Genomic DNA, 17,039 nt, shown 5'->3' on the forward strand with positions numbered 1-17,039 from the left:
AAAGGTGAGTGGCCCCCAAAGCCGTTTCCATTAATTAAACTTGCTAAGAAGTTAAAAGACTAGCTTGGCAAAACTAGGCTGTATAAGGATTGTACAGCAATTTTTCGTGGGATATTGAAAAGCATAGACATTATTAATAATGATTCGCAATAGTTACCTCAGTCATAAGGCTCAAAGCCTTGCTGGGCAAGGCATCGACGCACCTCAACGAAAACTCTAGATTTTCAGGCATTGTGTCTAACCCACGAAAAATGTTGAGAAACCCCCCATTCCATCGGCATAAAACAATAGAATTTGTTCCACGCTAATGCCTATGCGATCGGGAGCATCTCACCTTTATAACCCCTAAATCTTTATGTCAAGCTATTTTGAAAGCCTTACTGGAAAACAGTTTTAGGACAAGTATAATTACTCACTTGCATAAATGAGATGCTCCCTATGCGATTCCAGCTTTAGCTTATCTAGTGTGCAAAGCTAGTTTTTGAATATCTTTTTGTCAACTTCAACCCTTAAAGTATATCTTATATTAATTTATGTCCACTTTATATATAGTAGAACAAGGTTCTTCTCTTAAAGTTCAGCACCAACAGTTTCAAATTTTTCAGCAGCAACAACAACTTTTTAAAGTTCCAGTGAACCAAGTTAAAAATATTATTCTTTTTGGTTACTGTCATTTATCCCATGGTGCGGTACAAGCAGCGCTATTCCATAATATTCCTATCACTTATTATTCACCTCAAGGATATTATTTGGGACATTTACAGTCGGAAATACAAGCCAAAATTACTTATTTAACGCAACAAGTTAAACAAGCAGAAAATAGTGATTTTGTTAACACACAAGCTAATGCCATTGTTCGTGCTAAAGTGCATAATTCGAGAATTTTATTGATGCGTCTTCAGCGTCGTCATCCTAATGAGATAGTGAAAACAGCCGTTATCAATCTCAAAAAAATTATCAATAGTTTAAATAGCGCTGAATCTTTAGAATCATTAAGGGGATATGAGGGAAAAGCTGCTAATATTTATTTTCAAGGTTTAAGTTCTTTATTTCAAGGAAATTTTTCCTTTACCAAAAGAACGATGCGTCCTCCAACAGATCCCATCAATAGTTTACTAAGTTTTGGCTACACTCTTTTATTTCAGCATCTTTTTTCGCTTGTACAACTAACTGGATTACATACTCATTTTGGGAATTTGCATACCTGTCGAGAAAATCATCCTGCTTTAGTTTTAGATTTAATGGAAGAATTTCGCGCTCAAATTGTTGATTCTTTAGTCGTTTACTTAGTTAACAAAAATATTTTTTCTCCAGACAACTTTACTAACCCAGATGAACAAGGTGCCGTCTATTTACAGCAAGATTCTCTGAAGAAGTTCCTTAAATATTGGGAAGAAAAACTATCTTTAGAACTTACCCATCCTCAAACTCAACGCCAAGTCAGTTTGCGTAGTTGTTTAGAACTTCAAGTCCAAGAATACATTTCTTGTTTGATGAAAAAGACAGAAAGATATCAACCCATGATTTGGCAAAAATGAAATCGGAAACCCCCTCTTCTTAGAGGGTAGTTTAATGAAATTGGAGTTGAGAGGTTAGCTTTATGACATTTATGCGTCGAGTATTAGTCTTTGCCGATGCCGATAATACCCATATATCTGCTCAAAGTTTTAATCGTAAGATTAATTGGCAAAAAATCCGTGATTATTTAGCCGATCCTCAGGAAGGAAGAGAACTAATTGAAATGGTAATTTATCTGGGTTTACCTCCAGATAAAGAAAGATTTGCTGAACAAAGAAAAACCAAAGAAAAATTTATCTACTGGGCAAAAAGTAACGGGTTTTTAGTTGTTACAAAAGAAGGCAAATCTAAAGGTAATGACTACGAAACCAATGTTGATGTAGTAATGGCGATGGATGCTATTGAATTAGCTTTAGAAATGAAGCCAGATATTGTCGTTTTAGTCACTGGCGATTCTGATTTTGCTTATTTAGCACAAAAACTTAGAAGACGAGGAATGCGAGTTGAAGTCGCTTCTGTCGAACAATCTCTCGGTAACGATTTGAAAAATTCTGCTAATAGTGTTATCGATTTGATAGAGTTATTTGATGATTTTGAAGCCCAAAATGGGACGCAAGATTATCATCGTATTGGCAATAACAATGTGTTTGATTAGTTACTTTCATGATGACACACTTTAAACAAACGAATGGAGTAACCGTGAAAATAATTAATGGCAAATTATTTGGTCAACCAAAAGGGGATTTTGATCCCTTCAAGCAACAACTCGAAAAACTTAATCAAGAAGTTGAGAAAGTGCAAAGTTCCTTTGAACAATTAGAACAAACAATAGAACAAACAGAAAACGTAAAGCGAGAAGCATTAATCCGTCAAGTTGAACTTTACGTTCAATACCTGAAAGAAAATTGTGAAAACTTAGAAAATCTCTGGACACAAAGACAAGAAAATCATGCTAAAACTTATCAAAGAGAATTAAAAAGAATGGAACTATTCCTGAAAGAACAAAAGCAACAATTAGACTTTTTAGAAAATAGGAAATTGTCTCAAATTGAAAATAAGTTAACTGCTCTCAAGAAACAAATACCGACAAAATTATTGTGGCTGACTTTTGGTAGTTCACTGATGATTGTAATTATTTATTTTTGCGATTGGTTCGATATTTATCCTTTCAATAAGCACCCACAAAAAACAAAGTCTTCTCTTGTTCATCATGAATTAGTTGAAGAAAACAATCAACTGAAATGTCAAGAAAATTGCTTTGAGTCAAAGACCCAAATAGATTTTTAATCAAGAGCGCACACCAAACATTTCTTGAGGGATTCATTTATTAACAAATCAGGAGTTTTTATGCGAGCAATAGTTAATGGCAAGCTAATTGATTTACCAGAAGGAACAACAGTTGAAGATTTACGTTCTCGACTTCCAGAAATTGGCAATGATGACGTAATGGAAGAAGGCTTTGGTGGCACTAAACCCTTGAAAGATACAGAAGCTCTCAAAGAAGGTTCAAAAGTTTGGACAGTTCCTAAAATTGTAAAAGGATAAAGAAAAAAATGACAATAACTATTAGTAGTAATGCAACTAAATTTACTCTCAATACACGCCTAAGTGCCGAACTAAAATTACTAGACAAAGTAGCCAAAACTATTGTGGTTGGGAGTAAAACAATTGGTGACGTGCAATACACAGCAATTTTAATTAAGAGAATGCCTTTGTCTTCGAGTAAATTCAAAGTTTCTAACTCTGATGTTTTGTTTTTATTACCACCAGATTATCCACGGCTTCCTCCTATTGGCTGCTACCTTAATTATCCTTGGGATACGGTCGGAGAAGGGGATCATCACTTTACTAGACAAAGTTACTACGGCGCACCATTCTTAAGTGAAGAAGGCTGGTATTGGTATTGTGTAGGACTCGGAGGCGGGTTTAACCGAGATAAATGGCTCAATTCTTGGCGACCTAGTAATAATCCCGAAAGAGGACACAATCTCGTTACCCTATTTATCACCGCACGCCACGCAATTAATAACGTCTGACGACAGAAGAAATTCTGATAAAACCCTAGCCTTAAAAGTGTGGGAAAAGGGTAGAAGATTGATTCAAGCAATCTTTCCATCTTCTCTATTAGCTTCATTCATCCAAATAATCAATCAAGCATGAATACTCAACCAAAACCCCAAGATATATTACTACACATCCCTCCCTTAATGTGGAAACAGTTTCGTCAAGCAATGCTGGATGCTCGTCAACACAGAGAAGAAGTAATTGGCTTCTTTTTCTGTCAACGCCATCAGTTATCTAAGAAAAAAGTCAGATATATTCCTCAAGCGTGGGTTGTACCTACTGCTGATTGCTACGAACATCAATCGGCTAGTGGATTGGTACTTAAACAGCAATTTCATCAGTATTTACTAGATACTTATCTGTGCGCTCTCTCGAAGTCCTCCTCTTCAAGTAAAACTCGGAAATTAGATGTAGTTCACATTCATACCCATTTTGGCGATGCTACTCCTTCCTTTTCTTGTGTCGATGATCGCTATGAAGCAGAATACGCTAAGTTTCTCGCTTCTTGTTACCAAGAAAAGCCTCGCTTGATTTCTGGAGTCTTCAATGAGTCCCTAGAAAAATCAAAATTTCGGATTTGGAATCGTCAAGGAACTAATCATACTTCAATTGAATTCTGTCGTTCTTGGTTAACACCAATCAATAGTAACTTTTCTGGCGAAGATACAGAATTAATCTTTGCTCGACAAAAAGTTTTTGGAGAAACTGTACAAAAACACCTGAATCAATTAAAAGTCGCTCTTATTGGTTGTGGCGGTATTGGAGCCGTGTTTGCTGAACAACTGGCCAGATTGGGGGTCAAAAATTGGGTATTTATTGATCATGACCGTTTAGAAACAGTAAATCTCAATCGAATGCCAGCTGCTACTCAAGAAATGGTAGACCAAGGATGGTACAAAGTTCACTATCTTAAATGGTTGATTAAAAGAACTTATGCTATTGGTTCTCATGTTAAAGCCTTATCTCTTTCCGTAGAAGATGAGAAAGCCAAAGCAGAAATAGCGACAGCGGATTTAATCATCGTCGCTACAGATAACCATCGCTCGCGACAAGTAGCTCAAGAATTAGCTTTAGAGTATGCTCGTCCCTTGGTTTGTTTAGGGACTCATATTGAAGTCAAACCCCATCATCAACCTCGTCTGTATTGTCGTGTAACCGTTCCTCCGCTCGGGGGGGGCTGGTGTTTGATGTGTGGCAATATTATTAATCTACAACAAGCGGCATTAGAGTCTGCACCGACTGAGATCGCCGCCATTGCCTCTGAAGCTGGTTATTTACAAGGAATTGACGCGCCAGCAGTCTATTGGTTAAATAATATTTGTGCCAGCACAGGAGTAGGGGTGATTCACGGAATTATCAGTGGCTTTCTCCCTATCGATTCTGGTTTAGATTGGATTTATGATTTTCCCAATTCTAATTGGCTAAAAGCCAATATAGACCATCTGCAAAGTTCTGACTGTTATTTCTGTTCTTCCTTATGCACCCTTTAAGGAAGGAAAGGGGGGTTTCCCTACTTTTTTTATAATTGGAGTGAAATCCCTCTATTTTTCCCTTTCTCTAACTTGGCTATGTCCTTACCTACTATCACAACTCTAGAAGAACTTGTCCCGGAATTAGCTCGATTAGCGAATTATCCTAAGTCTGATCAGAAACAGATTGATAATTTCTTAAATTTAATACAAAATGCTGTACGATTATGGATAATCGAGCAATCTTTTTATGATTTTAATAGTGATTTTTTTGTGGAAATAGACCAAGAATGGTTTGACTGTATTACTTGGATAGATAAATTATGGACAAAAATACCAGATGTTCAAAATAAAAAATTAGAAGATTTACTACTAGGAGAATATCCGCTATTTTATCAACAAAAATGGCAAGAGCAAATAATTGCCAGATATCAACTTAGCTCTGAAAATTTGCAACAAATTTTATCTTCTCATATTTTTAAAGTAACCCAACGAACTTTAAGAAATAATTTTAAGCGACTTGCCCAATTAAATCAGCCAAAATTAATTAAATCAGCTTCTCTTAAAGGTCACTATAAAAAAGTTGTCTCTTCATCTCTAAATTCATTAGATAATTGCAATTTAATTAAGCATAATCATGATATAATTACTGAAAATAATTGGTTAAGTTTTCTCAATGATGGTCTATCTACTATTGCTGAACTACTAACAACTAAAATCAATGGACATCAAAGATTTTTTATTCAAGCTGAATATATTGTTCCTGAAGCTCTACAGGATAAAGTAGCAGATTGGGCAGACAATTTAAAAGAATTTTGGAAACAGTCTCTAATTTCTCCTATTAAAATAAAATACTATAGTGCTAGTAAAAATATAACAAATTACTACATTATTTATCCTGTTTCTATTCATTATTCTCAGAGAGCCTATTATTTGTATGCTTTTGGAGAAACACCAGATCAAAACAGTTCTCAAGCACTTCAATGGTATGGCTACCGGTTAGAAAGGATATTATCTTTGAAACAGATAGCTTGGGATTTTTCCGATCTAACTAAACGGCTTAGATCGCAGATACACAAAAACGATAAAATTAATCATTTATACAGTCCCGACTATATTCAAGAGCAATTAGAATTGGCTTATGGATTCAGTTTTTATCGTGAATTTAATACGATGTTATTGCGTTTCGATCAAGACTATTATCAGCGTCATGTTAAAAATACAATCCGTCACTCTACTTTTCAAAAAATCGAAAATATTCAAGAAGTAAAGAAAATGATTATCGAGCAAATTGACTCAGAAATAGACAACACCAAAAAAATCCAAAGAGAAAAATTATTGGCAAAAGTTAATTGCGCTTCCGAAGATGTTTATTATAAGCTTTGCTATCGTGTTGGCGATCATAATGTTATCATGCGATTGCGTAGTTGGGGTCCGAATGTAGAGGTAATTTTGCCTAGTGATTTACGAGCGCAAATCAAAGAATATCTCGAAAAAAACTATAAATTATATCAATAATCTGACAGGGGGACAAGAAGGCTGAAATCCATATATCGTAAGCTTTTCATGGTTTTAGCTCGAAAAAGTTTGCCGCACCATCTCTCACTTATTAATAATAATTCCTAGTAAGCTCGCTCCTATCCCTAATTCTTTCGTTAGTTTTTTGCCTAGAATCGCTCGACTCTAGCGAGAGAAGCCAGAAGCCTTTGTTGGCAAGTTTTCTAGCTCGCTTGTCCGCCTGTCAGATGCTATAGTTAATCAATTATTTTGCTTAACTATCTTTGTTTTCGTGATAAAGTTTAAAGAGAGGCCTTAGCAATTTATGATTATGCCAGAATCAGAGTCCCCTATTAATTCAACAAATTTCTATTTTCGTAAACTTTGTGCCTTGCTAGAAGACAAATCTATTTTGCAACAATTACAGTCTATTCACCCAGAAGAGTTACAAGGACAGATAGAAGAGTTACCCCTGCAAATAGCTAGTTCATCTGATCGCGTTAATCTAGGAGAGGCTCAAGGCACTAATATTAATAGCGTGAAACATCCCATCAGTGGACAAACTCGAAATATTACTTCACAAGACTTAAGACCAGAAATTCCCGCAGAAATTACCTCAGAAACGGATATAGAAAAACTATTTTGGTGGTTTTGGCGATTTTATCCCGAACTCATCCGACAAAACCAGAATGATTTTTTCCTCTATCCTGCTCACAGCATCCTTCCTGATTGTCCCCTACATAGCTACAAAAGTACAGTTTCCGCTCTAGTTGGGGCGATGTATCCCGAACATTGGCAAGAAGGAGGTAAATCCCAACATCCCTATCTTTTTCTCTTTACCTTCTCCCCAGTACAAGAATTTATCAAAGCATCCCGAAAATTTGTCGATTTTTGGGCAGGTTCCTATCTACTGCACTATCTCAGTGTTAAACTCTGTTGGTATATTGCCGAAACTTATGGGTCTGATGCTGTGATTACTCCTTCTCTTTGGAGTCAAGAAATTATCGATGCTTTAATTGTTAAAAAATATCCAGATTTTGCGGCTAATTTTGCTTCTTTTCAAGACGGAACATCTCCAGTTGGTAGATTTGATAATGGCATCTCTACAAGTTTAAGTACGGCTGGATTTCCTAATGTGATTATGGCTTTAGTTCCTGGTAAAGAAGCAGCTAGAGAATTGGGAGAGAAATTAAAAAAATGTTTAATAGAAGAATGGTCAGAGATTGCCAAAAAAGTTAGGGAAGATATCAAAAAACGAACCCTAGAGTTTCTTAAAGATACTAAAAATCAGCAGAAAATAGATGAAATATTATTAAAAGAGTTTTTAAGCGAACAAGAAATATGTAAACGAGATTTAAAAAAATGGCAGATAGGACATCATGGTAGTTGTTGGGAGTGGAATAAACTCTGGGAAGCACAAATAGAGAAAACTTGGGAAACTTACTGGACTGCAATGCCTCTAGGCAATCCAGAGCAGCCATTAACTATTAATCCCACAGAGGAAAATTATCAGCAATGGAAACAAGCACAAAATGTGATCGCCCCTCCTCATTTAGCTGAATCTCTACCTACAACAGCCGAAGAAAACCTTTACGAACAGATAAATACTGGTACTTGGTGGGGGGCATTACAAGCTCGTTTGGGACAGTCTATTCAAGCCGTAAAAAATACTCGCACTTGGGCAATTCCTACAGCACCTGGGGAACGTTCCACTTTATCGGGTCAGTTTAGCGCAGTCCATCCCCAATTACATTATCACGGGCAGTTTAAAAATGGAGGTGGACTTTCGGCTCGATCAATGCGTCTATTTTGGCGATTAATGGCTGAAGTTTATCCAGGGTTATTTAATGGCTCAGAAAAATTGAATGCGATCGAATTAACAAAACGCATGGCTTGGCGATATGGGGGAGTTGCTGAATCTTTGGGAATTAATCTAGGGCAAGAAGATGATACTAACTATGATAATTTAATTCGTTTTCCTAATTTAAGTTCTATTGCTGCTGCAAGATTTGCTTACGAAGATTTTAAAAAAGGAGGACAAAAAACACGCAACTATTGGAATTGTCTTAACACACTTATTAACCAACAATTACCTGACAAAGCAGACACTTTTGCCTCCCGTACTCATGGTCGTCCTTATCAGATACCAAAAGTTGATCGGCAAATTAATCCAGAAAATAGGAATGGACAGAATTTTAATGGAGTCATGTTTTCCAGTAAATGGTTAGCTGATGACATGAATTGTAACGCTCAAGAAACAGCAACATTAAGAAGTTTAGTTGAAGAAGCGCATAAAAAAGCAAAATTTGGCGAAGGAAGTCCAGCCGATTGGTGGGTAATTGTCCTCGGTGATGGGGATGGGATGGGGAAATATGTCTCTGGGTCAAAATTAAAGAAATACAAAGAGTATTTAATCACAGATGCGATCCCAGAAAATGTCAAAAATCATCAAGATTACCCAGATTTACTAGCAACCCAAAAACGCATGGGGCCAGCAACCCATGTCGGGTTAAATCGCGCCTTATTAGACTTTTCTAATCGCTTAGTACCCTACCTTACGGAAGAACGTTATTGTGGTAAAGTCGTCTATAGTGGCGGTGATGATGTGATGGCAGTGCTACCTCTAGCAGATTTACTGGGGTATTTGCGATCGCTTCGTGCTGCTTGGTGTGCTGACCCAGATCCAGAAAGAGAATTCAGCACAGAGGGGGGTTACTGGACTCCTAAAAAAACTCTGCAAGGATTACAACAACGTCCCTATTTTACGATGGGAGATGGGGCAACCATGAGTCTAGGCATTGTTATCGCTCATAAAAGTGTACCTCTTCCTACCGTATTAGAAAGCCTGTGGACGGCTGAAAAAGACCGTGCTAAAAAGTTATATGGAAAAGATGGACTCTGTTTTCGGGTGATTTATGGTTCGGGTAACACTTTAGAAGCCTTGATGAAAGGGGAGTTATTAGACTTATGGTGGAATTTTATGCAGTATGATCAGCAAGATTTAAGTGCGTTGTTCTATCGATTAGCCGAAGAATTACCCCGTCATGTTTGTGTTACTGAAAGCGATCGCCTATTGAGAAAAGCTGCACAAGTGATCATCAACCGTCGAGATCAAACACTAGAGTCTCATATTCAAGAAAACTTGCTAAATTGGTTGGATCAGTGGGAAAACTGGGCTTATCAAACCTATAATCAAGTAAATAAAAATAAAACTGAAAAAGAAGTCCCTTTAGGTACGACCGAAAAGGATTTAGCTAATCTTTTGCGGTTTAGTGCTTTCTGGAATGACAAAAGGATGCAACAAATGAAATGGGGAGAAACGGAGTAATAAACTATGGATGAACAGCAAATGTATTGGTATGCGATCACTCCTTTAGATGTATTGTTATTTCGGGAAGCTAAACCTTTTAGTCCAGGGGAGAGTGCTTGGGCAAAAGGACTATTTCCCCCGTTTCCCAGTACAGTTTTTCAAGCATTGCGCTCGACTTTATCCAAAGATGTCAAAGATTTAGATTTTATAGGCCCATTTCTCTTAAGTCCCCAAGATAGATTATGTTTTCCCACTCCTAAGGATTTAGTTGCAGTGAGTTGGAGCAAAAAGAGTCAGCCAAAAGATGAGGAAACAAAAGAAGAGGAACCAAAAGAAGATAATTTAGACGATACAGCTTCGGATTGGCATCGAACTTTACGTCTTCAACCTGTTGATCGAACAGATAAAGCTTGGGAACATTTGTTGTTCGACGAGGCGGGATTAGCTCCAATGGTAGCTCCTTTTAGAGAGCTAGTTGAAGAAGAGAACAGAAGAGAATTTTTCTGTCGTCCCTATCCTTGGATTACAGCAGAAGCTTTAAGCGAATATCTACAAGGAAAAGAACTTAAAGATCCTACACAATTTCAGGATGATCCTTGGAATGTGCAGATCATGCCTCATATTCAAATGCAAGCGGATAAGCGACAAGTAAAAGATGAAGATGGCTATTTTACTGAAGTAGCGATTCGTCTTAAACCAGGTTGGCGATTAGTAGCGGGAATTAGTATAAACTTACGGGAAACAGTAGTCCGGTTGGGAGGAGAAGGACATCGGGCGATTGTCATCCCATTTACTTTGTCCGATGCTGATCAAACACTGCTTAATCCTAAGACCAATACAACAGGTGATTTTGCTTATTTACTCACCCCCGGACTAGCGGTTAAGGAGGAAGCCGTTTATGGCGTTTATCCCTGTGATTGGCAACCCATCTTAGCAGGATGTGTCAGCGATCGTCCTTTATTGTGGGGTGGTGTTTCTCAAATTAGGCGCAAGTTAGTTATTTCCTGTGGGAAAGAGAATCAGGAGCGCACAGCTTCGCAGATTTCTTCGGGATCATCATCCCCTAACTCAGAAGCAAAAGGAGATGAGGAATTTGCTTTATTGCCACAACGAGCCTTTGTTCCACCTGGGACTGTCTATATCTTTAACCAGATTCCATCTGAAACTGGGACACTCTTACCTAAACCTGAATCGACGGGGAATTGGTTAACCAGTTTTCAAAAACTCAACTATGGTAAATTATTATGGGGTAATACACCATTATGAATACTTATTTAACATACCTATATCTGCTGACCCCTTTACACACGGGCGGAAGTGCTGATGAGGGCAATTTAATGGGAATCGCCCGCGAAGTCCATACCGAGTTTCCCTATCTTCCTGCTTCCTCCTTGAGAGGTAAAATTCGCTCTGCCTTAGAACCGAGCAATCCTCAAAGTGAAGAAGAAAAAGCATTAGCAAAAGAAGTCTCTCAGTTTTTCGGTCAAAAAATCAAAGATGGACAACAACCCACAGAAGGAGAAGTTTGGTTTGCTGAGGCAACTCTCCTGTTTTTTCCGATCGCATCCTTAAGTCATCACTTAGTCTGGATTACCTGTCCTCTCTGGCTAGAACGTTGGAATCGTTGGTTACAAAAATCCCCTTTAACTCAATTAATTCAAAACTGTCGAGAGCAAATTACAGAAGCAAGACCAGCTTTAGTTAGCTTTACACCCGAACCCCTTTACTTGCAAACTGCAATTCTGCAACAAAATGCCCTAGGGCAACTAAATACTAATGATTCTAATAGCATCTCACAATCTCTTCAAAATCTTACTAATGCTAATGGGATGATTAATCAGCTTCTGAAAAAGCTAGTGATTGTGGATGATGAAGACTGTATTGCTTTGGTAGAAACGGGATTGCAGCGAGAAGTGCGCGTTGCTCTTAATGAAGGCGAAAAAACTGTTAAAGGTGGTTCTTTTCGCTCGGAAGAAGCCATTCCCCCTGAAACTGTACTTTTCTTTCCTTGGGGAATGAAACCTGTCAAACAAACCGAAAATACTCAGAATATTCGAGCAAAAACTAGCGAATTACTTAAAAATAAACTACAATTTGGAGGTCTAGAAGGATTAGGTCGCGGTTGGTGCGATCTAAAAACAATTGAAACTACTGAAACTACTACAGGAAGCCAAAAATGAAATTAGATTCGCGTCAATTTAGCAAACAAGCACATAACGCTTTAGTTGAAATAAAAAGTGAGTTAGCAGTAACTTACCACAAAAAAGCTAGTGGATTAGTTCAAGGATTAAGCACTTATATATCTACTTGGGGACTGCATCGACTTAGTGGAGATATGCAAAAATTTCTCGGTGGAACTGCCGAAGATACACGCTATAAAGGGAAAGTTTATCAAAAATTTCTTACTAAGCTCAAAGAGTTTAGCGGGGCAGATTTTGATGTTAATGATCAAGGCACATTAATTCATATGCCTTTAAGAAAATATACCGCCCTCAATCACTTGGCAATTAAATTAGCAAAAGAGTGGTCTTTTTGGTCGCCAGCAGTCTTAGGAGAGGCAGAACAATCATGACGGCACAACAAGAATGGCAGAAATTTTTGGAAAAACTCCAAAAAGATAAAAATCCTCTTTATGACTTGTATAAAGATAGTCAGTTAGAAATAGGTACAGAAATAACTATTTATTTTTCTGACGAAGAAGCGAAAAAAAAAGCAAGTGCTAAATGGCAGAAATTACAAGCCAAGTTTCCGCCACACTGGAAAAATCAAAAGATTAATTTCAAAGTTGGACAGTTAGCCCCTTCCTCCATTACTGCAATGACAAGATCGACAGCAAGAACAAATAATCCAACCAGTCGGAAATTAACCAGTCCTCTACAAGCACTGAATCATCGATTATTTAATAATAATGACACAGCTAAACCAGTTCTAATAGAAGCGGCGGCGGCGGATAAAACTTGTCAGTCTTTATACCAACAATTAACGGAGAAAACTAAACGATTAGCTGATGAAACTCTGACTGTTGAATTCATCTGGAGGCTGCGTGTAGGAGGAATGCGCGGTTTTCAGGAGTTACTTCTTCCTGTATTTCATCCAGTCTATGGTGTACCTTATATCCCTTCTAGTAGTTTAAAAGGTGTAGTAAAAGCTTGGGCAAGACAACATCGACCAGAAGCTGAGGTAAATCGACTTCTGGGGAAACTAGAAGATGGTATCGGTTGCGTTCAATTTCTTGATGCTTTTCCCACTGCACCTTGTTTGACTGTAGATATCGCTAATCCTCAATGGAGTTGGGAAAATAACCGAGTATGCTATCAACCTGTCCCCCATTATCTGTTGTCAATGGAAGAACCTGAGATTTTAATTGGGTTGACTCGTACCAGCAGAGGTAAATTAGAAGATGTCAGCAAAGTCAAAGATTGGTTACAAATAGCTTTATCAGCAGGAATTGGTTCGCGGGTTAGTGCGGGGTATGGTAGAACATCTGTTGCTTCTAGTTTGTCTCATCACTCTTCCCATGCTTTTAAATTATGGACGCAAGGGATATATGGCGCAAATCCTCCCACTAAAGATAATCAATATCAGGGAAATAATGAATTTCGTCCCGTAGCAGTGCGAGGGATGCTGCGTTATTGGTTTCGTGCAGTAGGATTAAGTATTTATTCACCGCAGCAATGTAAAGATTTAGAAGGTAGGTTATTTGGTACTATTGAACCGCAAGCTCAAGAAGGACTAATTCGTATTTCTGTAGATTGGGAAGAGGAAGAAGGTGATCGCAATCGTCCTTATTTTTGTGAAGGTAATATTCTACTAGAAGCTAAAAATCAGGATGCTCTCAACTTAGCAGAAAAGCTATTGCAATTATCTTCTCATTTAGCAGGAATTGGGAGAGGATCGAGACGATCATTGCATTGGAATAATTCAATAGGATTAAGGGGATGCCATTGGGAAATTGACACTAAAAAACTACCTTGTAATCAAGAACTATGGCAGCAGTTTCTTAGAGAGGTAAAAGATTCTTTGCTTGCCCTACAGTCTGCCATAGGAAATCCTGCTAATTGTACTCCCGGAAATCCTGGCAATCGCTCTCAAGACGTTTTGAATAGTCAGGCTCAAATTTATTTAATTTCTTGTCCTAGTTTAAAATATCCTAGAACTGTCAAGAATTGGCAAAACGAAGGATTAAGGTCAGAAGTACGGGGAGAAGGGCTGGATTTCCTTTATAGTAGTGGCTTTAAAGGTGTCAATCAAAAAGGAAATGGAAATGCTAATGTTGGCGGACGAATCAGCCAACGAGGAGAAACTGCTTCTACACCTTCTTATGTGCTAATTAAATCTAATTTTCCCCCACAACAGGAACCTTATCAAACAGTAACAATTTTTGGAGTTAACCAGCGTGATCGCGCTACATTTATTCAACAATTAAACTCATTAAATCCTATGCAAATTCAGTGAACTAGCCCGATACCAACCAACTCAGAGATTTTTTAAAAATTAAACTTGCTAAGAAGTTAAAAGTCGATGGAATCTCTGGATTTTGGTGGGGGGGCCTTTTGTTTCCATTAATTAAACTTGCTAAGAAGTTAAAAGCAGTAGGGGCAATTCATGAATTGCCCCTACTCCGTTGGATGGTTTCCATTAATTAAACTTGCTAAGAAGTTAAAAGTACTATGTTTACAGTCTTAGACATCGCTGGTTACGAAATTGTTTCCATTAATTAAACTTGCTAAGAAGTTAAAAGTAAGGCAACATCCGAAACCGGAAATAGTTTCCAAGGTTTCCATTAATTAAACTTGCTAAGAAGTTAAAAGAACAGCAAACCAATTTACCGCATCGGTAAATTTTGCCTTTCAATCCGTGCAAACGTTTCCATTAATTAAACTTGCTAAGAAGTTAAAAGTACCGTCGCCCTAACGGGCTGCGTTGGCACAACTGGGCGGGTTTCCATTAATTAAACTTGCTAAGAAGTTAAAAGCATCGTCAAGAAGTGCGAGAGCAACAGTACAACGTTCGTTTCCATTAATTAAACTTGCTAAGAAGTTAAAAGAAACGCATCACAGATTGATGCATTCTTGGCCTTATGTGTTTCCATTAATTAAACTTGCTAAGAAGTTAAAAGTAGGTTCAGTACTCGACGATCTAGAAAAAAACGGGGAGAAAGGGTTTCCATTAATTAAACTTGCTAAGAAGTTAAAAGTCTCAGTAAAAAATTCAATGAACGAAAATTCTTTGTTTCCATTAATTAAACTTGCTAAGAAGTTAAAAGTCTGCGGGAGATATCCTACTTACTGGAAGAACTAACAGGCGTTTCCATTAATTAAACTTGCTAAGAAGTTAAAAGTCTAAACAAAAATCACAGTTGATCTTTGTTCAGCTTGCGTTTCCATTAATTAAACTTGCTAAGAAGTTAAAAGAAGTTTGCGTGTGTCAGTCTCTATAACGCTGCACCGTCCGTTTCCATTAATTAAACTTGCTAAGAAGTTAAAAGTTCCACCCGACCCACGTAAACAGGGCGCTTGGCCTTGCCGTTTCCATTAATTAAACTTGCTAAGAAGTTAAAAGGTGAATGAGGTCAAATATGGGTGCAGAGAGCCACTCTGGGTTTCCATTAATTAAACTTGCTAAGAAGTTAAAAGAAGCATTACCGAGTTTGCGGAAAACCGAAGCTGTGCTCACAGCGCAGCTGAGTTTCCATTAATTAAACTTGCTAAGAAGTTAAAAGCCTGAAGGGGCTTCAGGTCAGTTTATAAAACTGACCTGAAGCCCCTTCCCCTCGGAGGGGGTTTCTTTTCTAAATGTTTCCATTAATTAAACTTGCTAAGAAGTTAAAAGAAAATGCATACGACGGTTCAAACCTATCGTAGTCAGAGTTTCCATTAATTAAACTTGCTAAGAAGTTAAAAGCCAAACCACACGAGGGCCTGTGGGCCCTGTCCCTTGGGCGTTTCCATTAATTAAACTTGCTAAGAAGTTAAAAGACACAGAAGATCATCTCCCCAAACCCGGAGAGTTTCCATTAATTAAACTTGCTAAGAAGTTAAAAGCTTAAGGACTAGCCCGTTATGATACCAGAGTTGTTTCCATTAATTAAACTTGCTAAGAAGTTAAAAGTATGGAGTTGGGAGTTTATCCTTAAGGACTAGCCCGTTGTTTCCATTAATTAAACTTGCTAAGAAGTTAAAAGATAGGGTAGAGAGAGATGCTGGGTTGTTTCATTCTCTTAAAAAGGTTTCCATTAATTAAACTTGCTAAGAAGTTAAAAGTTTGCAGCTATGGCGAACGCCATCGGCTGCGACGTCAAGTTTCCATTAATTAAACTTGCTAAGAAGTTAAAAGCTTGCACTTGTGGCAACAGAGTTTTCACCTCTTGTTCAGTTTCCATTAATTAAACTTGCTAAGAAGTTAAAAGCCCAATCCTAATAAGGACAAGCCCGAGTCCAAAGCCAATGTTTCCATTAATTAAACTTGCTAAGAAGTTAAAAGTCTTGATGCCGAGAAAACACACCCCCTAAACGTTTACATTAATTAAACTTGCTAAGAAGTTAAAAGATGACAGCCAGCAAAGGATTATTATCGGTGTTTCCATTAATTAAACTTGCTAAGAAGTTAAAAGAATTAGAAACATCCAATCTCCACGAGATTGCGAACGTTTCCATTAATTAAACTTGCTAAGAAGTTAAAAGTGGGTACGAATTTGTGATTACCCACCACCTAGGAGTTTCCATTAATTAAACTTGCTAAGAAGTTAAAAGTGTTATCAGGTGTAGGTTCTTGATCAACCATATCCGTAAAAGTTTCCATTAATTAAACTTGCTAAGAAGTTAAAAGAAACCAGTTCCATACTCTTAATCAGTGCATTTATTGTTTCCATTAATTAAACTTGCTAAGAAGTTAAAAGACTGACTATAATTGGCGGTGCAGTTGTAGTTGTGTTTCCATTAATTAAACTTGCTAAGAAGTTAAAAGATTTGCAACACTCAAAGTAGGAGCCTGTCCTGCTGTTAGTTTCCATTAATTAAACTTGCTAAGAAGTTAAAAGCTATCATTGCTACTGGCAGTGAGAGCGATATGAAAAGTTTCCATTAATTAAACTTGCTAAGAAGTTAAAAGATGCACCTATGGTGTAATTATTGTTGTATTTGTCGTTTCCATTAATTAAACTTGCTAAGAAGTTAAAAGAC

12 protein-coding genes and 1 CRISPR repeat array are annotated in these 17,039 nt (G+C 37.5%); all 12 genes read left to right on the plus strand.

All coding sequences use genetic code 11. The features are described from left to right. Nucleotides 1-533 precede the first annotated feature (533 nt). The 12 genes from cas1 to IM500_RS13835 all read left to right on the plus strand — a co-directional run bounded on the left by cas1 (nt 534) and on the right by IM500_RS13835 (nt 14,313). The gene (gene cas1, locus IM500_RS13780; protein WP_190717918.1) at nt 534-1,538 is read left to right on the plus strand and encodes a CRISPR-associated endonuclease Cas1; all 1,005 of its coding nucleotides are present in this window, start codon (nt 534-536) and stop codon (nt 1,536-1,538) included. 62 nt (nt 1,539-1,600) lie between these two features. Next, a complete protein-coding gene (locus IM500_RS13785; RefSeq protein ID WP_190717921.1) occupies nt 1,601-2,173 on the plus strand; it encodes a LabA-like NYN domain-containing protein in 573 nt (190 codons plus the stop codon). Between the two features lie 44 nt (nt 2,174-2,217). Then, a complete protein-coding gene (locus IM500_RS13790) occupies nt 2,218-2,805 on the plus strand; it encodes a hypothetical protein (RefSeq protein ID WP_190717924.1) in 588 nt (195 codons plus the stop codon). A gap of 60 nt (nt 2,806-2,865) precedes the next feature. Continuing rightward, a complete protein-coding gene (locus tag IM500_RS13795) occupies nt 2,866-3,063 on the plus strand; it encodes a hypothetical protein (protein WP_103672755.1) in 198 nt (65 codons plus the stop codon). 8 nt (nt 3,064-3,071) lie between these two features. After that, nucleotides 3,072-3,554, plus strand: a complete 483-nt coding sequence (locus IM500_RS13800; protein ID WP_103672754.1) for a hypothetical protein — start codon at nt 3,072-3,074, stop codon at nt 3,552-3,554. A gap of 120 nt (nt 3,555-3,674) precedes the next feature. Further along, nucleotides 3,675-5,072 carry a HesA/MoeB/ThiF family protein gene (locus IM500_RS13805; RefSeq protein WP_287738698.1) on the plus strand — a complete coding sequence of 466 codons (1,398 nt, stop codon included), beginning with the start codon at nt 3,675-3,677 and terminating at the stop codon, nt 5,070-5,072. A 78-nt stretch (nt 5,073-5,150) separates the two neighbouring features. Then, nucleotides 5,151-6,569 carry a TIGR03985 family CRISPR-associated protein gene (locus IM500_RS13810; RefSeq protein ID WP_287738700.1) on the plus strand — a complete coding sequence of 473 codons (1,419 nt, stop codon included), beginning with the start codon at nt 5,151-5,153 and terminating at the stop codon, nt 6,567-6,569. Between the two features lie 310 nt (nt 6,570-6,879). Continuing rightward, on the plus strand, nt 6,880-9,876 hold the full coding sequence (gene cas10 / locus IM500_RS13815) for a type III-B CRISPR-associated protein Cas10/Cmr2 (RefSeq protein ID WP_287738701.1): 2,997 nt from the start codon (nt 6,880-6,882) through the stop codon (nt 9,874-9,876). Nucleotides 9,877-9,882: 6 nt separating this feature from the next. Beyond that, nucleotides 9,883-11,124 carry a type III-B CRISPR module-associated Cmr3 family protein gene (locus IM500_RS13820; RefSeq protein ID WP_287738703.1) on the plus strand — a complete coding sequence of 414 codons (1,242 nt, stop codon included), beginning with the start codon at nt 9,883-9,885 and terminating at the stop codon, nt 11,122-11,124. Continuing rightward, nucleotides 11,121-12,038, plus strand: coding sequence for a type III-B CRISPR module RAMP protein Cmr4 (cmr4, locus tag IM500_RS13825; RefSeq protein ID WP_103672750.1), 918 nt, complete (start codon nt 11,121-11,123; stop codon nt 12,036-12,038). Before IM500_RS13820 ends, cmr4 begins: the two co-directional genes overlap by 4 nt. Continuing rightward, complete coding sequence (locus IM500_RS13830) at nt 12,035-12,430, plus strand: hypothetical protein (protein WP_103672749.1); 396 nt, start codon at nt 12,035-12,037, stop codon at nt 12,428-12,430. Before cmr4 ends, IM500_RS13830 begins: the two co-directional genes overlap by 4 nt. Beyond that, nucleotides 12,427-14,313 carry an RAMP superfamily CRISPR-associated protein gene (locus IM500_RS13835; protein ID WP_287738704.1) on the plus strand — a complete coding sequence of 629 codons (1,887 nt, stop codon included), beginning with the start codon at nt 12,427-12,429 and terminating at the stop codon, nt 14,311-14,313. Before IM500_RS13830 ends, IM500_RS13835 begins: the two co-directional genes overlap by 4 nt. A 28-nt stretch (nt 14,314-14,341) precedes the next feature. Continuing rightward, nucleotides 14,342-17,037: a CRISPR direct-repeat array (repeat unit 35 nt; unit sequence GTTTCCATTAATTAAACTTGCTAAGAAGTTAAAAG). Nucleotides 17,038-17,039: the final 2 nt, after the last annotated feature.

The sequence above is a fragment of the Microcystis sp. M179S2 genome (genome assembly GCF_020245805.1).
GTDB classification, from domain to species: domain Bacteria; phylum Cyanobacteriota; class Cyanobacteriia; order Cyanobacteriales; family Microcystaceae; genus Microcystis; species Microcystis aeruginosa.

Bases quoted from the DNA above. Each gene is read 5' to 3' on its own strand.
- IM500_RS13835 (WP_287738704.1), top strand. From the start codon at position 12,427: ATGACGGCACAACAAGAATGGCAGAAATTTTTGGAAAAACTCCAAAAA.
- IM500_RS13800 (WP_103672754.1), top strand. From the start codon at position 3,072: ATGACAATAACTATTAGTAGTAATGCAACTAAATTTACTCTCAATACA.
- cas10 (WP_287738701.1), top strand. From the start codon at position 6,880: ATGCCAGAATCAGAGTCCCCTATTAATTCAACAAATTTCTATTTTCGT.
- IM500_RS13820 (WP_287738703.1), top strand. From the start codon at position 9,883: ATGGATGAACAGCAAATGTATTGGTATGCGATCACTCCTTTAGATGTA.
- IM500_RS13785 (WP_190717921.1), top strand. From the start codon at position 1,601: ATGACATTTATGCGTCGAGTATTAGTCTTTGCCGATGCCGATAATACC.
- cmr4 (WP_103672750.1), top strand. From the start codon at position 11,121: ATGAATACTTATTTAACATACCTATATCTGCTGACCCCTTTACACACG.
- IM500_RS13805 (WP_287738698.1), top strand. From the start codon at position 3,675: ATGAATACTCAACCAAAACCCCAAGATATATTACTACACATCCCTCCC.
- IM500_RS13795 (WP_103672755.1), top strand. From the start codon at position 2,866: ATGCGAGCAATAGTTAATGGCAAGCTAATTGATTTACCAGAAGGAACA.
- IM500_RS13830 (WP_103672749.1), top strand. From the start codon at position 12,035: ATGAAATTAGATTCGCGTCAATTTAGCAAACAAGCACATAACGCTTTA.
- IM500_RS13810 (WP_287738700.1), top strand. From the start codon at position 5,151: ATGTCCTTACCTACTATCACAACTCTAGAAGAACTTGTCCCGGAATTA.
- cas1 (WP_190717918.1), top strand. From the start codon at position 534: ATGTCCACTTTATATATAGTAGAACAAGGTTCTTCTCTTAAAGTTCAG.